Here is a 16,898-nt window from a genome sequence, read left to right on the forward strand (position 1 = left end):
AAGTGTGACCCCTGGGACACGTGGTACGACGGCCTAGCGGCGCCAGGTCTGCCGGGGCGCGAACCCGGCACGCCGCAGCCAGTGCTCGGTGTAGACGATCCGGTCCGGCGTGATGACGGTCAGCGGGTCGGTGGGCGGCTCGTCGAGCGAGCGGCCGCGCTCGACGTGGTCGGACTGCCAGCGCACCGCCTCCCAGTAGGCGTCGGCGTCGGGGTGGTCGCGGTCGAGGGTGCGGGCGGTGCCGAAGAGCTGGGCGCCGCGACTGCTGGCCTGACCGACCAGCGGTGCGACGATGCCGGCCGAGACGCGCGGGTCGCGGGCCAGGTTGCGGGACTTCGGCGAGGCGTGCCAGCTGGTGTAGAGGATCTCGAAGCCCAGGCTGAAGTAGCGCACCGGCGTGGCGGCGGGGGAGCCGTCGGCGTTGACGGTGGCGATCACGGCGGTGTTGTGGGCCGAGAGCAGGTTGAGGATCCGCTCCTCGAGCTGCTCGCGGGGCAGCACGGCGTCGGGCGCCGGGCCGGCGAGCCAGGGGTTGGTGACGGGCATGCGGCGATCCTCACATGTCGACTCCGACGAACTCCGGGTCGCCGCCCTCCCCGCTCACCCGGCCCAGCTCGGTGCAGCTGCCGGGCGCGATGACGCAGTCGTAGACCTTGTGGTCGGCCGTCGCGACGAGGATGGTGCCGTCGGTGTCCACGGCGTACCAGGCGGGCCCGTCCTGCGGGGTGCGCGGCCCGACGGCGAGGATGACGGGCTCCTCGCCGGGGCTGGTCGGTTGGAGGACGCTGCTCCAGTACAGGACGTAGCGGCCGTCGAGGGTGAGCTGGGCGTCGGTCCCCGGGGCCTCGACCAGGCGCAGGTCGCCGGCGTCGGCGGGACGCGGGCCGGTGAAGAGCACCACGCCGTTGCGTACGTCGGCCACCCGGGTCCCCGCCGCGGCGAAGTCGCGCCAGGTGTCGTCGGCCCAGGTCCAGGTGCGGGTGCCGGTGGCGTCGCGGACGAACACCCGGCCGCTGTCGATGCCGTCGATGACGAGGTCGCCGCAGGAGCCGCAGTCGAGCGTCGTGGAGCCCACGTCCGCGCCGGTGTCGAGGTCGTGGACGGTGATCGTCGCGATGCCGTCGCGCAGCGTCGCCCAGGCCACCAGCGGCGCCTCGGCGTCGGCCTTCGCGGTCGGGTGGAAGCCCCGGGGGGTGTCCAGCCGTCCGTCGGCCAGCCGCGACACCTCTCCGCTCGCGTCGAGCAGCATCGGCCGGCCGGCGTCGTAGAAGACGATCCCCGATCCGGTGGCGACGGCGTCGGTGTCGAGCCAGGCCACCTCGCCGTAGGGCAGCGCGCGGCCGCCGAGGTACAGGGTGACGCCGGGGTCGGCGTACGCGCGGGCGCCGTGGCTGAGGTCCAGCGCCCCCACCGAGGCGTACGCCGGGTCGCGGACCGCGTGCCCGTCGCGACCGGTGCCCGGGAGGGTGACGGCGAGGCCGGCCCCCACGACGAGCACGGTGGTCGCGGCGAGCGCGGCCGTCGTCCGGCGCCGCCGCCGCAGCCGGCGCCCGGCGGCGCGTGCGGCACCCGGGTCGGCCGGGGGGACGGCGAAGTCGTCGATCCGCTCCGCGAGCAGGTCGCTCAGCTCGAGGGTCATGCGTCCTCTCCTGTCGTGAAGGCGCCGCAGCGGCGCAGGCCGGCGAGGGCGGCCGCCGCCTGGGACTTGACGGTGCCGCGCGAGCAGCCGAGCGCGAGGGCGATCTGCTCCTCGCTGAGGTCCTCGTAGTAGCGCAGCACGATGACCGCGCGCTGCCGTGGCGGGAGTGCCCGGACCGCGGCCCACATCCGGTCCCGCTCGGCCACCGCGCCGTCGTGCGCCTCGGCGACCAGCCCGGTGTCGACGGCCGGGTGCGGCCGCTCCCGCCGCGACCAGGCCTTGCGACGCAGGCCGAGGACCTCGTTGAGCACCATCCGGCGCAGGTACGCCTCCGGGCTGTCGGCCCTGCGTACCCGGCCCCACGAGGCGTAGGCCCGCGCGAACGCCGCCTGCACAGCGTCCTCGGCGGTGGCCGCGTCGTCGGACACCGCGCGCGCCAGCCGGTAGAGCCGCGGCCACAGCGCGGCGAACAGGTCGGCGTACTCCCGCTCGTCGTCCACCAGCACCTCCTGCACGAAGGATGCCGGAGGCCGGGCGGTCCCGAGACTCTCCATGCCCTCTAGATGTCGGTGGCGGCCGGTTCGGTTGGGTCGGCCGGGTCGGTGTGATGATGCGGGCATGGCTCGTCTCGTGGTGCTCGCAGTCCTCGCCGCCCTGCTGTCCCCGGCAGCCCCGGTCGCCGCGGCCCCGGAACGGGTCGCCTCGGACCCGCTGCCGCTCGCCGGCCGCGTGATCGTGGTCGACCCGGGGCACCAGCTCGGCAACTCCCGCCACCGCGCGGAGATCGACCAGCCGGTCCCCGCGGGCAACGGCCAGACCAAGCCCTGCAACACCACGGGCACGGCGACCGACGGCGGCTTCCCCGAGGCCACCTTCACCTGGCGGGTGGCGCGCCGGCTCGCGAAGCGGCTGCGCGCCCTGGGCGCCACGGTGGTGCTGACCCGCACCACGAACAGTCGCGCCGCCTGGGGCCCGTGCGTCGACGTACGCGGCCGGCTCGGCAACGCCGGGTACGCCGGCTGGGAGCGCGCGGCCGACCTCAAGCTCAGCATCCACGGCGACGGCTCGCTGAGCGGCGGGCGCGGGTTCCACGTGATCGTCGCAGCCAAGGCCGAGGGCAGGGCCGCCTCGACCGCCTTCGGCCGCACCGTCCGCGGCGCCCTGCACGACCGCGGCTTCCGCAACGCGAGCTACGCCGCCGGCGGCCGCGGCTTCACCTACCGCGGCGACCTGGCCACGCTCAACCTCTCCGAGATCCCGACCGCGATGGTCGAGCTCGGCAACATGCGCAGCGCCGCCGACGCCCGGGTGATGGCCTCGCGCGCGGGCCAGCAGCGGTACGCCGCCGCCCTCGCCGGCGCGGTGCGTCGCTACCTGCGCTGAGCCCCGCCGGCGGGGATGCCCCTGGCCCGACCCCAGCTCGTGCGGACAGGTGTCGGGGAACGCCTGCCCCGCGGCGCGGCCGGTGCGAGGATGCCTGCATGCCGGACCGCTCCCTTCCGCGCCTGACCCTGCTCGCCGCCCTGGCCGCCACGTCGATGCTCGCCGGCTGCGACCTGGCCGAGCTGGGCGAGGACCAGCGCGCCGGGAAGGCGGGCCGCCTCGTCGACGTGACCGCGGAGCAGCTGGACGCGCTGCGCGAGAACGACCGGGAGGACTCGGAGGGACCGGGGGTGGTCCCGGGAACCGAGGCCGAGGCGCAGGCGCTCGTGGACGAGGCGGAGCGGAGCTTCCTCGACGAGGCCAGTGCCCGGTTCGACGTGTGGTGGATCGGGGGCGGCCAGGTCGAGGTCCCCATCGAGGGCTCCTTCGACGTCGCGCAGCCGGCGACCGAGCTCCTCATCGGACCGGACGAGGACAACCGCTTCGAGATGCGCCTGCGCGGCGAGGACACCTGGCTCCGGATGACGGTGGACGGCAGGTCGATGGACTGCTGGATGCACCTGACGGGCGGCGCCGAGGACGGCGGACCCGCGGGGGTGCCCTATCAGGCCCTGCTGCTCCTGGAGCCGGTCGCCCTCGGCCGGCTCGATCCGTCCCTCTCGGACCGAAGTGTGCTGAACGGCTATGACAGCGTCGAGGACCAGGTCGTCGTCGAGCTCCGGCTGGACGAGGCGCTGCCCGCGGCCCTCCCCAAGCCCGGTGGGCCGACGGCGGAGCCGATCGACCCGAAGGCGCGGGTGCGCGCCGTGGCGAACATCGGCGTGAACGGGCGCTATGCGTCGATCGCCTACGACCTCGCCGACGTGGCCGACGCGCTCAAGGCCTCGCGTGGCGGGGTGCCGAAGGAGCTGCGGGGGCTGGTCGCCGAGCCGACCATGCGCGAGGTACAGGTCCGGATCGACTATCACGACTACGGCAGCCCGGTCGAGGTCGTGGCGCCGCCCCGCACGAAGGTGGCCCACTTCGGCACCTGGAGCGACCTGCTCGCCGGGCTCGAGGACCCCGCGGCCCGCGAGCCGGGCAGCGCGCCGTCCTGCGCCGCCGCGCTCCGCGGCGCCTGACGACTCAGCTCCGGCGGGCGGTCAGCCGGGCCACGCCCGCGAGCGGGATCGGCAGCCAGGTCGGCCGGTTGCGCGCCTCGTAGACGCACTCGTAGACCGCCTTGTCGATGACGTACGACGTGAGCAGGGCTCGCGCGGCGGGCCACAGCGGCTGACCGCCCAGGTAGGCGGCCAGGAACGCCTTGCGGTTGCGTCGCGCCCACTCGTCGGCCCGCACCCCGCGCTGGTGGAGCACGTCGGGGTCCTCCTCGGGCATCGACTCGGCGACGGCGTGCGGCGCGTAGTCGAAGGAGCGGAGCATGCCGGCGACGTCGCGCCAGGGGGAGTCGGGCAGCACCCGCTCGGCCAGGGGCTTGGCCGGCTCGCCCTCGAAGTCGACCAGCTTCCAGCCGAGCACGGTGCGCAGGGTCTGGCCGAGGTGGAGGTCGCCGTGCACCCGCTGGACGGGCACCTCGCCCAGTGCCGCCACCGTCGCGAACACCTCACGTGCCGCGTCGGCGTGCGCCGCGAGCTCCGGCACCACCTCGACCGCCGCCGCGAGCCGCTCGGTCATGCCCGCGGCGAGGTCGGCGCCGGGGAGCGACGTGGTCGGGAACGACTCCGCGAGCTGGGCGTGCACCTCGGCGAGGGCGCTGCCGAGGCGGGCGGCCTCGCTGGCGAAGTCGCCGCCCACCTCCTCGGCGTGCAGGTCGGCCTCGGCGAACAGATCGCGCACGCTGGCCAGGGCCAGGTCCCAGCCGTCGCTCGCGGTGCGCAGGAACTGCTGGAGCATCCCGAGCTGGAGGTCCTCGACCTCGATCCAGCCGTAGAGCTGGGCGACGTGCGGCGAGCCCGCCTCGGTGAGCACCCGGTGGGTCGTGATGTCGGGGTTCTCGCCCGGCGTCACCTTGCGGAACAGCTTGAGCACCGAGTCCTCGCCGAAGAGCACCGAGGAGTTGGACTGCTCGCCGCTGAACAGGCTGCCGACGGCGTCGAGGTCGAGGTCGTGCCCGGGCAGCCGGACGAAGCCGGGACGGTTGCCGAAGGCCCGCAGCAGGTGGGCGGTGGCGGCGCGGTCCTGCGGGGCGTCGTACGCCGGTCGCCCGGTCTCGTCCGGCCAGCGACCGACCAGCGCGTGCTCGAGCCGGTCCTGCGGCTCGTCGTACAGCGCGAGCGGGACCTGGTAGAGCTCACGGTCGCCGCCGTCGTCGTAGGTGACCTCGACGAGCAGCAGCACCAGCTCGGGGTCGCTCCCGAGCCGCAGCAGCTCGCGGCTGCCCGTGACCGCGAACGTCCGGCCCTTGCCGCCGAACCAGCGGCTGCGCTCGAGGAACGGGGCGAGGAACGAGGCAGTCACAGCACCGGCCTTCCGGTCGTCTCCGGATCCGTCAACCGGAACCAGTAGAAGCCATGCCCGCTCAGCGTCAGGAGATACGGGAGCTCGCCGATCCGGGGGAACGGGACGCCGCCGAGCAGCTCGACCGGCACCCGGCCCTCGAACCGCCGCAGGTCGAGCTCGACCGGCTGGGGGAAGCGGGAGAGGTTGTTGACGCAGAGGATGACGTCGTCGGAGGCGTGCTCGCGGACGTACGACAGCACCGTCGGGTTGGAGCCGCCGAGGTCGGAGAAGGTGCCGAGCCCGAAGGCGTCGTGCTGCCGACGGATGTGGATCATCCGGCGGGTCCAGTGCAGCAGTGAGGACGGGTTCTCCAGCTGCGCCTCGACGTTGACGCTCTGGTAGCCGTAGACCGGGTCCTGGATCGTCGGCAGGTGCAGCTTGCCGGGGGTGGCCGAGGAGAAGCCGGCGTTGCGGTCGGGGGTCCACTGCATCGGCGTGCGCACGCCGTCGCGGTCGCCGAGCCAGATGTTGTCGCCCATCCCGATCTCGTCGCCGTAGTAGAGGACGGGGGAGCCGGGCAGCGAGAGCAGCAGCGCGGTGAACAGCTCGATCTGGTTGGTGTCGTTGTCGAGCAGTGGGGCCAGCCGCCGGCGGATGCCGATGTTGGCCTTCATCCGCGGGTCCTTGGCGTACTCGCCCCACATGTAGTCGCGGTCCTCGTCGGTGACCATCTCCAGGGTCAGCTCGTCGTGGTTGCGCAGGAAGATGCCCCACTGGCAGCCGGCCGGGATGTCCGGCGTCTGGTCCATTATCTCCGAGATCGGGAAGCGGGACTCGCGCCGCACCGCCATGAAGATGCGCGGCATCACCGGGAAGTGGAAGGCCATGTGGCACTCGTCACCGCCCACCTCGGGATCGCCGAAGTACTCGACCACGTCGGTCGGCCACTGGTTCGCCTCGCAGAGCAGCACCCGGCCCGGGTAGTTGTCGTCGACGAACCGGCGCACCTTCTTGAGGAACTCGTGGGTCTCCGGGAGGTTCTCGCCGTTGGTCCCGGGCCGCTCGTAGAGGTAGGGCACCGCGTCGAGCCGGAAGCCGTCGAGGCCCATGTCGAGCCAGAACGCCATCGCCTCCAGCATCGCGTCGTGGACCGCGGGGTTGTCGAAGTTGAGATCGGGCTGGTGGTGGAAGAACCGGTGCCAGTAGTACTGGCCGCGGGTCTGGTCCCAGGTCCAGTTCGACGGCTCGGTGTCGACGAAGATGATCCGGGCGTCCTGGTAGAGCTCGTCGGTGTCGGACCACACGTAGAAGTCGCCGTAGGGGCCGTCCGGGTCGGAGCGGGAGGCCTGGAACCACGGGTGTGCGTCGCTCGTGTGGTTCATGACGAAGTCGATGATCACCCGGATGCCGCGCTCGTGGGCGGCGTCGAGGAAGGCATGGAAGTCCTCGACGGTGCCGATCTCGGGCAGGATCCCGGTGTAGTCGGCGACGTCGTACCCGCCGTCGCGCAGCGGCGAGGTGAAGAACGGCGGCACCCACAGGCAGTCGACCCCGAGCCACTGCAGGTAGTCCAGCTTCTCGGTCAGGCCCTGGAAGTCACCGGTGCCGTCGGCGTTCGAGTCGCGGAACGAGCGCACTAGGACCTCGTAGAAGACCGCGGTCCGGAACCACTCGGGCTCCTCGTTGAGGACGATGGACTCGGCCGTGGTCATGCGTGCCCCTTCACGGTCAGGATGTGCGCCGGCTGCGCGGGATCGAGCCGGACGTAGTCGTGCTCGCCCCAGGTCCACGCGCTCCCGCTGAGCTCGTCGTGGACCGTGAACGAGGTGCCGGGCTCGAGGCCGAGCGCGGCCAGGTCGAGGTGGACCATCGACTCCCGGACCTGGTGGGGGTCGAGGCTGAGGACCACGATCACCGTGTCGTCGCCCGCCCGTTTCGACCAGCACACGACGTGGTCGTCCTCGGCCTGGTGCAGGCGCAGGTTGCGCAGCAGGTGCAGCGCCGGGTGGGCCCGGCGGATCTCGTTGAGCCGGGTGACGTACGCCGGCAGCCCGGCCGCGTTCGCGTCGGCGGCGGACCAGTCCCGGACCCGGATCTGGTACTTCTCCGAGTCGAGGTACTCCTCGCTGCCCGGCTTGACCGCGACGTGCTCGCTGAGCTCGTAGCCGGCGTACATGCCCCAGCTGGGGGAGGACATCGCCGCGAGCACCGCCCGGATCCGGAAGGCCGCCGGGCCGCCGTACTGGAGGAACTCGTGGAGGATGTCGGGCGTGTTGACGAAGAAGTTCGGCCGGATCCGGTGCGCCGACTCCTGCGACACCTCGCGCAGGTAGTCCTCGACGTCGGGCTTCTCGGTGCGCCAGGTGAAGTAGGTGTAGGACTGGTGGAACCCGATCGCCCCGAGTGTCTGCAGCATCGGCGGCTTGGTGAACGCCTCGGCGAGGAAGAGCACGTCGGGGTCCGTGCGCCGCACCTCGGCCAGCAGCCACTGCCAGAACGCCACCGGCTTGGTGTGGGGGTTGTCGACCCGGAAGATCCGCACGCCGTGGGCCATCCAGTGGCGCACGACGCGCAGCACCTCGGCGGAGATGCCGGCCGGGTCGTTGTCGAAGTTGACCGGGTAGATGTCCTGGTACTTCTTGGGCGGGTTCTCGGCGTACGCGATCGTGCCGTCGGCGCGGGTGGTGAACCACTCCGGGTGCGCCGCGACCCACGGGTGATCGGGCGCGCACTGCAGGGCGAGGTCGAGCGCGACCTCGAGGTCGAGCGCCTTCGCCGCGGCGACGAAGGCGTCGAAGTCGCCGATCGTGCCGAGGTCCGGGTGGACCGCGTCGTGGCCGCCGTCCTTGCTCCCGATCGCCCAGGGAGAGCCCTTCCAGTCCGGGGGAGTCGGCTCGCCGTCGGGCAGCACGGTGTTGTTGGGCCCCTTGCGGTTGACCTCGCCGATCGGGTGGATCGGCGGCAGGTAGACCACGTCGAAGCCCATCGCCGCGACGGCGGGCAGCCGCTCGGCGGCGGTGCGGAAGGTGCCGCTGGTGACCTCGCCGGTCTCCGGGTCGTAGGTCGCGCCCTCGGAGCGGGGGAAGAGCTCGTACCAGCTGCCGAAGAGCGCGCGCGGGCGGTCGACGTACACCGGGAACGGGCCCTCGACGGTCAGCAGGTCGCGCAGCGGGTGCGCCTCGAGGGTGGTGACCACCTCGGGGGACTCGAGCTGCGCGAGCCGGGCCTCCACCGGGCGCTGGTCGTCGCCGGCGGCGGCGATCGCCGCGGTGACCGTCTTCCGCTCGGCCTTGGTGAGGCCGCCGCCGGCGAGAACACGCTCGAACAGCAGCCGACCCTCGGCGAACATCAGGTCGACGTCGACCCCGGCCCTGATCTTGATGCCGGCGTCGTGGAACCAGGTCCCGAGCGGACTCGACCACGAGTGGATCTCGAACGACCACGGCCCCTCGGCGTCGGCGCTCACCCAGGCCTCGTAGCGGTCCACGGTGAACCGGTCGCGCGGGGGCAGCGGCTGCATCCGCACCGGTGGTCGTCGTACGCCGTCGGGCCCGATCAGCACCACCTCGGCGCCCAGGCGGTCGTGTCCCTCGCGGAACACGGTCGCCCGGACCGGGAAGGGCTCGCCCAGGCTGGCCTTGACCGGCAGGCGGCCCTGGTTGGCTCCGGCCTCGAGGACCGGCTCGACGTCGATCACGGGGATGCGTCCGACCATGCGTCGAACCTATCGAGTCACCGATGGGGTGCGTCTAGTCAGAGGTCAGGTCCCAGGCGTCGACGAGGTCGCCCGCGGCGAGCGGCGCGCCGTCGGCGGGCAGGTCGATCAACGCGTCGGCGCCGGCGAACCAGCCGAGGAAGCCCGAGCCCGGCGGGCCCCAGGGCGCGACCGCGCGGGCGGCGCGGTCCAGGCGGGCGCGGCGCAGCTGGCGCTTGCCCCGCAGCGGCTGCAGCGGCTCGGTCAGGGCGGCCCGGACGACGGTGCGGTACGGTCGCGGGTGGCCGAACGCCAGCCGCAGGGCAGGACGCACGAACACCTCCCACGAGGTCAGCGCGCTCACCGGGTTGCCGGGTAGGCAGACCACCGGCGTGGTCGCGTCGAGCAGGCCCGAGCCCTGCGGCATCCCGGGCTGCATGGCCACCTTGACGAACTCCACGCCGCGGGGCCCGAGCCCGTCCTTGACCACCTCGTAGGCCCCGGCGCTGACTCCGCCGCTGGTGACGACCAGGTCGACATCGCCGGCCGCGAGCTCGGCGTCGAGCAGCGCCAGGAAGGTCGGCACGTCGTCCTCGACCCAGAGCCTGCGCACCGCCACGCCGCCGGCCTCCTCGACCGCGGCCGCCAGCAGCGCGCCGTTGGCGTCGCGGATCTGGCCGGAGCCCGGCGCCGGGTCCGCGGCGAGCTCGCTGCCCGTCGACACCACCAGCACCCGGGGCCGCCGTCGTACGACGACCTCCCGGACGCCGAGCGCCGCCAGGACGCCCAGCTGGGCCGGGCCCAGGGTGATCCCCGGCGCCAGCACCTCCTGGCCCCGGGCCAGGTCGGACCCGGCGGTGCGCACGAAGCTGCCCGCCGGCCGGGCCTCCCGGATCTCGACGGTGTCGGTGCCGCCGTCGGTCACCTCCACCTCGACCACCGCGTCGGCGCCCGCGGGCACGGCCGCGCCGGTCATGATCCGGCGTACGGTCCCCGGGGCGAGCTCGCCGACCGGCGCCCCCGCGGGGATGTCCTCGCCGACCGGGAGGCGGACCGGGTGCTCGGGGGTGGCCGCCGCGACCTCGGCCGCGCGGACCGCGTACCCGTCCATGCCGGAGTTGTCGAAGGCCGGCAGTGGCTCCGGCGCGCTCACCGGGGCGCCGAGCACCCGGCCGCGGGCCTGGTCCACCGCGACCGTCTCGGTCGGCCACGGGTGGTCCGGGCCGTGGCCCGCGGCGAGGAGAGCGGCCACGTGGCGCTGGTGGTCGGGGACCGGGCGGAGGGGTGCGGTAGTCATCGGCGCCAGCCTAGGGCGCCTCCCGACGGCGGCGGCTCGGGCCGGGGCCGGAAAAGTGCGACGGGCGAGGCAGCCCCCATGACTCCACCCCGCCCGTCTCTACCACCACAACGCGGTGGCCGCCCGCGCGTTACGCGGAACCCGGCGTCGCACCTATCCCGATTCCGGCCGCCCTGTCTTGGATCGTTCAAGTGCGATTGGCTACCGTCGGTCCATGCGTGCGATCCGGAGGTTCACGGTCCGCCCCGTCCTGCCCGACGCGCTCGCCTCGCTGGGCGAGCTCGCGGCCAACCTGCGCTGGTCCTGGCATCCACCCACCCAGGCGCTCTTCGAGGCGATCGACCCCGGGCTCTGGCAGGACGCCGGCCGCGACCCGCTGCGGCTGCTCGGCGAGGTGAGCGCCGAGCGGTGGGCCGAGCTGGTCGCCGACGACGACTACGTCCGCCGGGTCGCGGACGCCCGGGCCGACCTCGCGTCGTACCTCTCCGAGGACCGGTGGTACCAGCGTGCCAGCGCCGCCGAGCCGGACCGCACCTGGCCGACCTCGATCGCCTACTTCTCGCCGGAGTACGGCATCACCGCCGTGCTCCCGCAGTACTCCGGCGGCCTCGGCATCCTCGCCGGCGACCACCTCAAGGCCGCCAGCGACCTCGGTGTGCCCATCGTCGGCGTCGGGCTGCTGTACCGCCACGGCTACTTCAAGCAGGCGCTCTCGCGCGACGGCTGGCAGCAGGAGAGCTACCCGGTGCTCGACCCCGACGGGCTGCCGCTGTCGCTGCTGCACGAGTCCGACGGCAGCCGTACGACGATCGCGATCCGGATGCCCGACGGCCCGGACCTGCTCGCCCGGGTGTTCGTGGCCAGCGTCGGCCGGGTGCCGCTGCTGCTCCTCGACACCGACGTCGAGGAGAACCCCGAGGCCTACCGCCTGGTCACCGACCGGCTCTACGGCGGCAACACCGAGCACCGGCTGCGCCAGGAGCTGCTGCTCGGCGTGGGCGGCGTGCGTGCCCTGCGCGCGTACTCCCGGATCACCGGCGCCCCCGCGCCCGAGGTGTTCCACACCAACGAGGGCCACGCCGGCTTCCTCGGCGTGGAGCGGATCCGCGAGCTGACCGCCGACAGCGACCTCGACTTCGCCGCCGCGCTCGAGGCCGGCCGGGCCTCGACGGTCTTCACCACCCACACCCCGGTCCCGGCCGGCATCGACCGCTTCCCGCGCACGCTCGTGGAGCAGTACCTCGGCGAGCACGGCGCCACCCCCGGCGTACCCGTCGACCAGGTGCTCGCCCTCGGCGCCGAGGACTACGACGGCGGCGACCCGGGCGTGTTCAACATGGCCGTGATGGGCTTCCGGCTCGCCCAACGCGCCAACGGCGTCTCGCAGCTCCACGGGCATGTCAGCCGGGGCATGTTCAACGGCCTGTGGCCCGCCTTCGACGAGGCCGAGGTGCCGATCACCTCGATCACCAACGGCGTCCACGCGCCCACCTGGGTCGCCCCCGAGGTCGCGGCGCTCGCCGAGGCGCAGGGCGCCGACTACGACGGCGACGACGCCGCCGCGTTCTGGGCCGCCTTCGACAAGGTGCCCGGCCCCGACGTGTGGCGCACCAAGCGGCTGCTGCGCCAGCGGCTGGTCGACGACGCCCGCCGGCGGCTGCGCAAGTCCTGGGAGAAGCGCGGGGCCTCGGTCGCCGAGCTCGGCTGGATCGACGACGCGCTCGACCCCGACGTGCTGACCATCGGCTTCGCGCGCCGGGTGCCGTCGTACAAGCGACTGACGCTGATGCTGCGCGACCCCGCGCGGCTCAAGGCCCTGCTGCTGCACCCCGAGCGCCCGGTCCAGCTGGTCGTCGCCGGCAAGGCGCACCCTGCCGACGACGGCGGCAAGCGGCTGATCCAGGAGCTGGTCCGCTTCGCGGACGCCGAGGACGTCCGGCACCGGATCGTGTTCCTGCCCAACTACGACATCGCGCTCGCGCAGCCGCTCTACCCCGGCTGCGACGTGTGGCTCAACAACCCGCTGCGCCCCTACGAGGCCTGCGGCACGTCCGGCATGAAGGCCGCGCTCAACGGCGGCCTCAACCTGTCCATCCTCGACGGCTGGTGGGACGAGTGGTACGAGCCCGAGTTCGGCTGGCCGATCCCGTCCGCCGACGGCTTGGAGGACTACTCCGACCAGCGTGACGACCTCGAGGCCGCCGCCCTCTACGACCTGATCGAGAACGAGGTCGCGCCGCGCTTCTACGACCACGACCACGAGGGCGTGCCCGCCGGCTGGGTCGAGATGCTGCGCGCCACCTGGGCCAACCTCGGCCCCAAGGTGCTCGCCACCCGCATGGTCCGCGACTACGTCGCCCAGCTCTACGCCCCCGCGGCCACCAACGCCCGCGCCCTGGCCGCGGTCGAGAACGGCGCCCGCGACCTCGCCGCGTGGAAGGCGCGCGTGCGCGGCGCGTGGGGCGGCGTCCGCGTCGAGCACGTCGAGGCCGAGGGCATCGGCGACGTCGCCGAGGTCGGCGCCGTCCTCCACGTCCGCTCCTACGTCGCGCTCGGCGAGCTCGCGCCCCACGACGTCGAGGTGCAGCTGGTCCACGGCCGGGTCGACGCCGAGGACGACATCGTGGCGGCGTCCGTCGTACCGCTCACGCTGGTCGAGTCCTACGACGGCGGCCGCCACCGCTTCGACGGCGAGGTCGCGCTCGGTCGCTCGGGGCCGTTCGGCTACACGGTCCGGGTGCTCCCGGCCAACCCGCTGCTGGTTGCTCCGGCCGAGCTGGGGGTCGTCGCTCTCGCGTGACCCGGCAGAAAGTGGCTCTGGTTGTGCGCTGACCCGGCAGAAACTGGTTCTGTTCTTGCGCTGACCCGGCAGAAAGTGGTTGTTACTGACGCTACTTTCTGCCGGGTCGGCGCGATCTCGGAGCGACTTTCTGCCGGGTCGGCGGAAAACCACAGCAACTTCGAGCCGGGTCGGCGTCAGTCGTCGGTCTCCTGCATCACCACGACGCTCCGCCCGCCGATCCGCACCAACCCACCGATCTCGAGCAGCGTCCCCGCCGGCAGCTCCGGGTCCGTCGACAGGACGACGGCACCCGAGCGCACCCAGTCGTTGTCGGGCAGATGTACGTCGACCGCCTCGGCCCCGGCGTGGAACCAGATCAGGAAGGACGTGTCGATCTGCTGCTCGCCGCGCGGGCCGGGCTCGCGCAGCGGCCGGCCGGAGACGAACATGCCGATCGTCCGCAGGCCGGAGTCGTACCAGTCCTCGTCGGTCATCTCGCGCCCCGACGGGTGCAGCCAGGCGAGGTCCTTGGGGCCGCCGACGATGGCGGGACGGCCCTCGAACCAGTGCCGCTGGCGCAGCGCGTGGTGCTCGCGGCGCAGCCTGAGCGCGGCGCGGGTCACCTCGTAGACGTCGAGCCAGGCGTCGTCGGGCCGCCAGTCGAGCCAGGAGATCTCGTTGTCCTGGCAGTAGGCGTTGTTGTTGCCGCGCTGGGTGCGGCCGCGCTCGTCGCCCGCGGTGAGCATCGGTACGCCGTTCGACAGGCACAGCGTGGCCATCAGGTTGGCGGCCTGCCGCCGCCGTAGCGCCACGATCTCCGGATCCGAGGTCTCGCCCTCGACGCCGTGGTTCCAGGACCGGTTGTCGTCCGTGCCGTCGCGGTTGTCCTCGCCGTTGGCCTCGTTGTGCTTCTCGTCGTACGACACCAGGTCGCGGACGGTGAAGCCGTCGTGGGCGGTGACGAAGTTGACCGAGTTGTACGCCGATCGGCCGTCGTCGGCGTACAGGTCCGAGGACCCGGCGAGCCGGGTGGCGACGGCGTGGGTGCCGTCGGAGTGGCCGCGCCAGAAGTCGCGGATGGCGTCGCGGTACTGGTCGTTCCACTCCACCCACGGCGGCGGCATCCCGCCGACGAGGTAGCCGTCCATCGACACGTCCCACGGTTCGGCGATCAGCTTGACGTGCCGCAGCACCGGGTCCTGCCCGATCGCGATGAGCAGCTTGCACGCCATGTCGACGGGGATCCCGTCGGGCCCCGCGGTCCGGGTCAGCGCCGACATCAGGTCGAAGCGGAAGCCGTCGACGTGCATCTCGGTCACCCAGTAGCGCAGCGAGTCGAGGATCAGCCGCAGGGCCAGCGGGTCCTCGCTGTTGACGGTGTTGCCGCAGCCGGTGACGTCCCAGTAGGTGTCGTCGAAGCCGTCGGCCGACGGCACCCGGCGGTAGAAGCCGCGGTCGTCGAGCCCCCGGAAGGAGTACGTCGGGCCCTCGGCCCCCGCCTCCGCGGTGTGGTTGTAGACGACGTCGAGGATCACCTCGATGCCGGCGGCGTGCAGGGCGCGCACCATCTCCTTGAACTCGGTGACCTGGCCGCCCCGGTCGCCCGCGGCGGAGTACGCCGCGTCGGGGGCGAAGTAGCTGATCGGGTTGTAGCCCCAGTAGTTGACGCTGCCGCGCTCCAGCAGCGCGGGCTCGGAGAAGAACTGCTGGACGGGCAGCAGCTCGACGGCGGTGACGCCGAGATCGCGCAGGTACTCGGTGACGACCGGGTGCCCGAGCCCGGCGTAGGTCCCGCGCAGGTCCTCGGGGATCCGGTCGTGGAGCTTGGTGAAGCCCTTGACGTGCAGCTCGTAGATCACGGTGTCGCGCCAGCGGCGTCGCATCGGGCTGTCGTCGCCCCAGTCGAACGCCGGGTCGACCACCACGCTGCGCGCGTCTCCCTCGCCGCCGGCGACCGCGAGGCAGTAGGGGTCGAGCAGCAAGGTGTCGGGGTCGAAGCGCAGGCCCTCCTCGGGCTTCCAGGGGCCCTCGACCCGGAATCCGTAGCGGGTGCCGGGCGCGATGTCGGGTACCGCGCCGTGCCAGATGCCGAGGGACTGCTCGGTCAGCGGCAGCCGCCGCTCGCCCGACTCGTCGTCGTACAGGCACAGCCACACCCCGCTCGCGGCGGGGGAGTGGACCGCGAAGTTGGTGGCCTCGGGCGTCCAGGTCGCGCCGAGCGGCCAGTTCCGTCCGGGCCACACCGGGGCTCGTTCTCCGAGGGTTCTCCAGAGGCCGGGGGTCACCCGGCCCATTGTGCCCGCGCCCCGCTCGCGCCCTGTCCGCGCCCGCCCGCGCCCGCCCGTGGCGCCCCGACGCGCCGGGACGGCGCGCCCAGGAGACGGGTTCGCGTGACCCGGCCGGTCCGGACGCGGCAGAATGCGGGACTGGGGGCCCAGGGCCATGGGGCCGGAGCCGTGACGAGAGGGAGCAGATGACTGCGGAGTTCGTGCGCCTGGAGGTTGCCGACGGTGTCGGGACGATCCGGCTCGACCGGGCCAAGGCGATGAACGCGATCAGCATCCAGGTCCAAGACGAGCTGGCGCTGGCCGCGGCCGAGGCCACCGACCGCGGCGACGTCCGCGCGGTCGTGGTCTGGGGCGGCGAGAAGGTGTTCGCCGCCGGCAACGACGTCAAGGAGATGGCCGACATGTCGTACACCGACATGGTCGACCGGGTGCAGAAGCTGCAGGACGCCGTCAACGCGGTGGCGCGGATCCCCAAGCCGGTCGTGGCGGCCGTCAACGGCTACGCCCTCGGCGGGGGCTGCGAGCTGGCGCTGGCCGCCGACGTGCGGATCGCGGCCGACAACGCCGTGCTCGGCCAGCCGGAGGTGCTGCTCGGCATCATCCCCGGCGCCGGCGGCACCCAGCGGCTGCCCCGCCTGATCGGTCCCAGCAAGGCCAAGGACCTGCTCTACACCGGCCGGTTCGTGAAGGCCGAGGAGGCGCTCGCGATCGGCCTGGTCGACCGGGTGGTCCCCGCGGCCGAGGTGTACGCCGAGGCGGTGGCCTGGGCGTCGAGGTTCGCGACGGCGGCGCCGTACGCGCTGCGGGCGATCAAGGAGTCGGTGGACCGGGGGCTCGAGGTCGACCTCGAGACCGGCCTGCAGGTCGAGCGGCACAGCTTCGCGGCGATCTTCGCGACCGAGGACAGCCGCACCGGCATGCGCTCCTTCATCGAGAACGGCCCGGGCAAGGCCACGTTCGAGGGACGGTGACGCCGTGAGCAGGGACGACGACAAGGGTGCGACGGAGGGCGTCGCCGACGCGCCGACGTCCTCCGCGAGCCGCTCGCTGGCCGTGGCCCGGGTGCGCGACAACCTGGCGCGCGTCGTGTGGATCGTGTGCATGGCGCTCGCGCTGGTGCTCGCCGCCGCCGCGTTCACCTACGCGCTCGAGGCGAACGCCGACAACAGCCTGGTCAAGCTGGTGCGTGACCTCGCCGACGTGTTCGACCTGGGCTTCTTCGACCTCGACAACCCGGTGAAGGCGTTCGAGGGCAAGAACGCCGTGGTCAAGACCGCGCTGTTCAACTACGGCCTCGCCTCGGTCGTCTACCTGGTGATCGGACGGGTGCTGGAGCGCGTCATCCGCCCTTGACCGGGGGCGGGCCCGGCGCGGAC

The 16,898-nt window shown here is 73.1% G+C and carries 13 protein-coding genes; 5 read left to right on the forward strand and 8 right to left on the reverse strand.

Annotated features, from left to right (window positions below):
• Positions 1-33: 33 nt before the first annotated feature.
• From JOD66_RS23315 to JOD66_RS23325, 3 genes are read right to left on the reverse strand one after another with little or no spacing between them, the layout of a single operon-like run.
• Entirely contained in the window at positions 34-546 is a 513-nt protein-coding gene (locus tag JOD66_RS23315; protein WP_204839194.1) for a pyridoxamine 5'-phosphate oxidase family protein, read from the reverse strand.
• Positions 547-556: 10 nt separating this feature from the next.
• Positions 557-1,639, reverse strand: a complete 1,083-nt coding sequence (locus tag JOD66_RS23320) for a hypothetical protein (RefSeq protein WP_204839195.1) — start codon at positions 1,637-1,639, stop codon at positions 557-559.
• Positions 1,636-2,193 carry a SigE family RNA polymerase sigma factor gene (locus JOD66_RS23325; protein ID WP_204839196.1) on the reverse strand — a complete coding sequence of 186 codons (558 nt, stop codon included), beginning with the start codon at positions 2,191-2,193 and terminating at the stop codon, positions 1,636-1,638. Before JOD66_RS23325 ends, JOD66_RS23320 begins: the two co-directional genes overlap by 4 nt.
• A 64-nt stretch (positions 2,194-2,257) precedes the next feature.
• On the opposite strand from JOD66_RS23325, the gene JOD66_RS23330 reads away from it, so the two are divergent.
• Positions 2,258-3,022, forward strand: coding sequence for an N-acetylmuramoyl-L-alanine amidase family protein (locus JOD66_RS23330; protein WP_204839197.1), 765 nt, complete (start codon positions 2,258-2,260; stop codon positions 3,020-3,022).
• Positions 3,023-3,120: 98 nt separating this feature from the next.
• The gene (locus JOD66_RS23335; protein WP_204839198.1) at positions 3,121-4,143 is read left to right on the forward strand and encodes a hypothetical protein; all 1,023 of its coding nucleotides are present in this window, start codon (positions 3,121-3,123) and stop codon (positions 4,141-4,143) included.
• A 4-nt stretch (positions 4,144-4,147) separates the two neighbouring features.
• Here the strand turns inward: JOD66_RS23335 and JOD66_RS23340 are convergent, their stop codons facing one another.
• Genes JOD66_RS23340 through JOD66_RS29280 form a run of 4 tightly spaced genes read right to left on the reverse strand, consistent with a single transcriptional unit; the run spans position 4,148 to position 10,452 of the window.
• Complete coding sequence (locus JOD66_RS23340; RefSeq protein WP_307823677.1) at positions 4,148-5,479, reverse strand: maltokinase N-terminal cap-like domain-containing protein; 1,332 nt, start codon at positions 5,477-5,479, stop codon at positions 4,148-4,150.
• Positions 5,476-7,173 carry a maltose alpha-D-glucosyltransferase gene (gene treS, locus JOD66_RS23345; protein ID WP_204839199.1) on the reverse strand — a complete coding sequence of 566 codons (1,698 nt, stop codon included), beginning with the start codon at positions 7,171-7,173 and terminating at the stop codon, positions 5,476-5,478. Before treS ends, JOD66_RS23340 begins: the two co-directional genes overlap by 4 nt.
• Positions 7,170-9,176, reverse strand: a complete 2,007-nt coding sequence (locus tag JOD66_RS23350; RefSeq protein ID WP_204839200.1) for an alpha-1,4-glucan--maltose-1-phosphate maltosyltransferase — start codon at positions 9,174-9,176, stop codon at positions 7,170-7,172. Before JOD66_RS23350 ends, treS begins: the two co-directional genes overlap by 4 nt.
• Positions 9,177-9,210: 34 nt before the next feature.
• A complete protein-coding gene (locus JOD66_RS29280; RefSeq protein WP_204839201.1) occupies positions 9,211-10,452 on the reverse strand; it encodes a molybdopterin molybdotransferase MoeA in 1,242 nt (413 codons plus the stop codon).
• Between the two features lie 214 nt (positions 10,453-10,666).
• On the opposite strand from JOD66_RS29280, the gene glgP reads away from it, so the two are divergent.
• A complete protein-coding gene (gene glgP / locus JOD66_RS23360) occupies positions 10,667-13,252 on the forward strand; it encodes an alpha-glucan family phosphorylase (protein ID WP_204839202.1) in 2,586 nt (861 codons plus the stop codon).
• A 176-nt stretch (positions 13,253-13,428) separates the two neighbouring features.
• Here glgP and glgX read toward each other — a convergent pair whose 3' ends face one another.
• Positions 13,429-15,477, reverse strand: coding sequence for a glycogen debranching protein GlgX (gene glgX / locus JOD66_RS23365; protein WP_307823679.1), 2,049 nt, complete (start codon positions 15,475-15,477; stop codon positions 13,429-13,431).
• Positions 15,478-15,707: 230 nt separating this feature from the next.
• Here glgX and JOD66_RS23370 point away from each other — a divergent pair, with 230 nt between their 5' ends.
• Complete coding sequence (locus JOD66_RS23370; protein WP_204839204.1) at positions 15,708-16,493, forward strand: enoyl-CoA hydratase/isomerase family protein; 786 nt, start codon at positions 15,708-15,710, stop codon at positions 16,491-16,493.
• Positions 16,494-16,497: 4 nt separating this feature from the next.
• Positions 16,498-16,875, forward strand: coding sequence for a hypothetical protein (locus JOD66_RS23375; RefSeq protein WP_307823680.1), 378 nt, complete (start codon positions 16,498-16,500; stop codon positions 16,873-16,875).
• Positions 16,876-16,898 lie beyond the last annotated feature (23 nt).

Origin of the sequence: Nocardioides nitrophenolicus, assembly GCF_016907515.1 — a bacterium.
Lineage (GTDB): Bacteria > Actinomycetota > Actinomycetes > Propionibacteriales > Nocardioidaceae > Nocardioides > Nocardioides nitrophenolicus.